The organism is Gammaproteobacteria bacterium (genome assembly GCA_011682695.1).
Lineage (GTDB): Bacteria > Actinomycetota > Acidimicrobiia > Spongiisociales > UBA4744 > BMS3Bbin01.
This window is the reverse complement of record JAACED010000102.1, coordinates 1-4100: the sequence shown is the minus strand read 5'-3', so window position 1 is coordinate 4100 and position 4100 is coordinate 1. Positions and strand designations below refer to the sequence as shown.

The window sequence follows — 4100 nt, the reverse complement described above, 5'->3', positions numbered from 1 at the left end:
GCCTTCCCCACGCCCGTGGGGGTGAACCGGAACGTCGTGAAGTTCTGGAAGCGCCATCGGCGCCTTCCCCACGCCCGTGGGGGTGAACCGAGCGGTGCCGTGGACGTGTCAGATCCGTTGATGCCTTCCCCACGCCCGTGGGGGTGAACCGGTGCCGGGTGCGGTCGGGACGGCCGAGCGGGGGCCTTCCCCACGCCCGTGGGGGTGAACCCCAGGTACCCGTCGTATGCGAAGGTGAGGATTAGCCTTCCCCACGCCCGTGGGGGTGAACCTGGTACGGCGACGGATGTGGGTGATGTGACGATGCCTTCCCCACACCCACATCGTGGTCACCGAAGGCGAATCAATCCGACTCGCTGACGCCACCCAAGGCAAGGGGGTGATACCACCACCCACGTGCAACAGCGCGGGGAAAACCGTGGCCGTCCGTGGGGAGAACCGATGACCGCACGCGGGGAACACCGATGGCCGCCAGCGGAGAGAAACCAATGGCCATTGACACCCGCTCGACAACGGGCGGACTCCATTGAGGTGGACACGTCCATCGTTGACTGGTCGTCATCGCGCCCGATCTACGGATCAAACAGGGATTGAAACACAGATGCCACGGCCGTTGAGAACGCTGAAGGCAGTATCGTGCCCCACCTACAGACCAGGGCGCTGGTTGCTGCATCCAAAGCCCGATCCTCCTGCCCGGTAGGTGCGCTCGGACACTCCTCGCGGCACGCCTGACCGACGCCGACGATGCCAACTCCTTCCGAACCTCATCGCCGGCACTTTCGTGGCACCCTGACCTGACCTACCCCCCGGCCGCACCGGGAGACGTGCCGAAGATGCGCCGATACAGGTCTTCGCCGTAGCTCGTCGGCAGGGGCTCACCTTCGATCATCCTGAAGGTTCGCCGACCGTCCTGCTTCCTCTCTGCCCGAAGGAAAAGGGCGGCGTTGGTCTCGAGACGCTGGAACCCCTCCGCCAAATCGAACATGTGGGTCACGAAGAAGATCTTGACGCCCCTCTCCAACAAGGCGCGTACGATCTGGCGCGCGATCTCCGAGCCTTCCCTTTCGTTTGTCGAGGCGAATGACTCATTGCACAGCAGAAGACTGCCTGGCCTGATCGCCTCGGCGATCTCCTCCATCCTTTCGAGCTCTTCCTCGAGCTTGCCTCTCCTCATGGTCGGATCCTCTTCCCGTTCGAAGTGTGTGAAGACGCCGGCAGAAACGCTGACACGAAGTTGCCCCGCAGGAGCGAACATGCCAGATCCCATCATCAGCTCCGCGAGACCCACACTCCTCAAGAAAGTCGACTTCCCGCCTTGATTGGCGCCGGTGATCATCACGAGCGACTCGCCGTCCCCGTTCACATCGTTGCCAACCACTCTCGCTTCCACATTGAGCGCCAGACAAACGTCGTACAGACCTCGCGTGGTGAACGCGACCTCCTCGGAAGGCACGGGAACCGGAAAGCATGTCGGCTCATCCTTCTTGGAGAGCTCCTCGTGCAGATTGAGACAACCGAGGTAGAAGGCCAGTTCTGCACGCAACATGGCGACAAAGCCGTGCACATGATCTGCCGACTGCGCGACCGCGCTCGCAACACGGTTGACCCCCTTGTTCGTCAGCTCCGTCAACGCCTTGAAACCGTTGTCGTCCCTCTCGGGGATGACGAAACTGAACTTGGACCGGTTGTGTCCACCAAGGAGCCGCTCAACCCAGCTCCGCACCAACGGTTGCCGGAGCACGTAGCGAGTGCCCACGTTCCCCTGGCCGAGTTCGGCGCTGATCAGAATGCCGTGCTGAAACGTGAGTTCCCGCAGATGAAAGTCGACGGTGTCCAGGTACTCATCGGTCAGCTCGGCCTCAAGCATTCCGAAGAACCGAACAAACCCTTCAGACTGAAACTCCCCCGCGTGCTGATCCGCGATCTCTCTCAGCCGCCTGAGTGAACTGGCAAGGACCTGGAGCACCCGCAGAGACCGCGCAAGGATCCTTTCGGGCGAATCCCTGAACAGGCCCCACCGAACCTTCTTCTCGGCCTCGATCGCTTCCACGGCGACGTCGTAGATCTCCCTCACGACCGAGGGATGGTCCAGACAATCTCTCAGAGCATCCTGCCGGTAGACGATCGCATCTGGATCGACCAGGCTCGACAGAACGGCCCTCTTCACGACGTCGAGCACGAAGGCGTCGCCGCCGGCCATGGCGCCGAACAGCGTATCCAGCCCGAGATCTCGCGACAGGGCGTCGGTGTTCGGGGGAAATTCCGCTTGCGTGTCGAAGTCCCGATCTCTGTGCATCAGGTAGACCTTCACGATGTCACGCGCTCTCTCAGCTGTGGGTAGGTCAGCCCGTATTTCGCAGCAAGCGCCATCGCGTAGGCGCGCCCATCGGCAGGCCGCCTGACGACTTTGTACGTGCGCACCGACGGATCCTCGGAGTCCACCATGCCCACCATGCTGACGGTGCTCTCGCCGAGAGAGGCGATCTCATCGAGAAACGTGACACACACCCCCAGGAGGTCGAGCTCCCTGATCTGGCTCATCACTGCCGCAACGAGGACCAGGGCATCTTTCACCGTGGTGGAGCTGAACAACTCGTTCAGGATCACGACGCTGCTGCTCGTAGCTCGTTGAAGAATGTCACGAATCCTCACGAGGTCGCTCTCCAACTTCCCCTGCAAGGTTTCGACGTCCTCCTCCCGCTCGAAGTGCGTCAAGATCTGGTCCGGCAAGAACAGACGCGCTTCACTGCCCGGCACGGGGTAGCCCAGACTCGCCAGGTAGTGCAACTGGCCAAACATTCGGGCAAACGTCGTCTTGCCGCCCTGGTTGGCCCCGGTCACGACCAAGATGCGCTCGGCGCCCTCGAGGTGAAAGTCGTTGCACACGATCTGCTTGCCAGACACGAGCGTGTTCGCCAGCGCCACGTCGAAGGCCTCACGGGCATAGATATCTTTTGATCCCGAAGACACCTGCGGGTAGCAGAAGGACAGTCCCGCCGCCTTGAAGCGCCCAATGAACTCCAGGTACGCCAGGTAGAACTGAACCTCTCGCTCGAATCGAACGATGGTGTCGTCCAGGAACGTCTCGTGGCGAACGCAGTAGTCGTCGAGAGCCGAGAAGACGGCAGGATTCAGCCGGACGACCAGGTTGAGGATCCGCGCTTCGATATGGTTCATCCCGACCCTGTCCACGTATTTGACCGTGTAGTCGTCAACATCGCCCTGCCGGAACTTCGCGAACGTCCGCTCAACCTCGGGTGTGTAGTCCGGCTCGCCGTCGTAGGCGCCGACTTCGACGCGACTCCCCCTGATATGGACGCGGTACGCGACCGAAGCGAGATTGTCTCTCATCTTCTGCGTCTCGACTGCGAACGTCGAGAAGTCGGACGAATGGGCGTAGGTCTCCAGATACTCGCGAAGCCCCGCCAAGGCGCGCGAGTCGAGCTCGCAGAGCATCAGCTCCTCTTTCAAGGTGTTCACGGCGGTCACATACGCCTCGGCCGCGTCCAAGAACCAACGCTCCGTCTCGTACTTGTGGCGCAACTTCGCAGCCCGAATCAGATGGGTGCGCACTTCCTGCATTCTCTCGGAGAAGTCTTCGACGCAGCTGCGAACTTCCCTCTTCTCCAGATCCTGCAGGGTTTCGTGCCGATAGAGCACAGGCGCAACGGTGGTCAATGGCGAGTAGAAGAGTGCTTCCAGGTGATATTCCTCTCGACCGTCGACCATGGACTCCAGGACCTGATCGAGGTTCAAGTCACGGAAGAACGACGGCGCTTCCCGCGCATCGTCGTCACCACTGTCGGCAAGCTGCTCAAAGAGGATGCTATGAAACTGCACTTGGCGAGCCGTCCTTTTCGAGAGTTGCGGAACGGATGAGGACAGCGTCGACAGGCGCTCGCGAAGCTCCGTCGCACGATCGGGTGCAAGGCTTCGCTGCTGGGACGCGCCGACCTGGTGCAGCAGCTATCAGGGAGATCGAATCGGGTCCGAAGTGGTTATCGCTCGCCATCAGCTTTCCAACGGTTGTTCGTTAGAAGCCATCAGCCGCTTCGCGGCATTTAGGCGGGCCTCATCACCTCGACTGCAGGATACCAGCG

2 protein-coding genes and 1 CRISPR repeat array are annotated in these 4100 nt (G+C 61.3%); both genes read right to left on the bottom strand.

Annotated elements, in window-relative coordinates; all coding sequences use genetic code 11:
* Position 1: 1 nt before the first annotated feature.
* A CRISPR array of direct repeats spans positions 2–333; the repeat unit is 27 nt; unit sequence CCTTCCCCACGCCCGTGGGGGTGAACC.
* A 466-nt stretch (positions 334–799) separates the two neighbouring features.
* Positions 800–2311, bottom strand: coding sequence for a DNA mismatch repair protein MutS (locus tag GWP04_12240; GenBank protein NIA26314.1), 1512 nt, complete (start codon positions 2309–2311; stop codon positions 800–802).
* Positions 2308–3729 carry a DNA mismatch repair protein MutS gene (locus GWP04_12235; GenBank protein NIA26313.1) on the bottom strand — a complete coding sequence of 474 codons (1422 nt, stop codon included), beginning with the start codon at positions 3727–3729 and terminating at the stop codon, positions 2308–2310. Before GWP04_12235 ends, GWP04_12240 begins: the two co-directional genes overlap by 4 nt.
* Between the last annotated feature and the right edge of the window lie 371 nt (positions 3730–4100).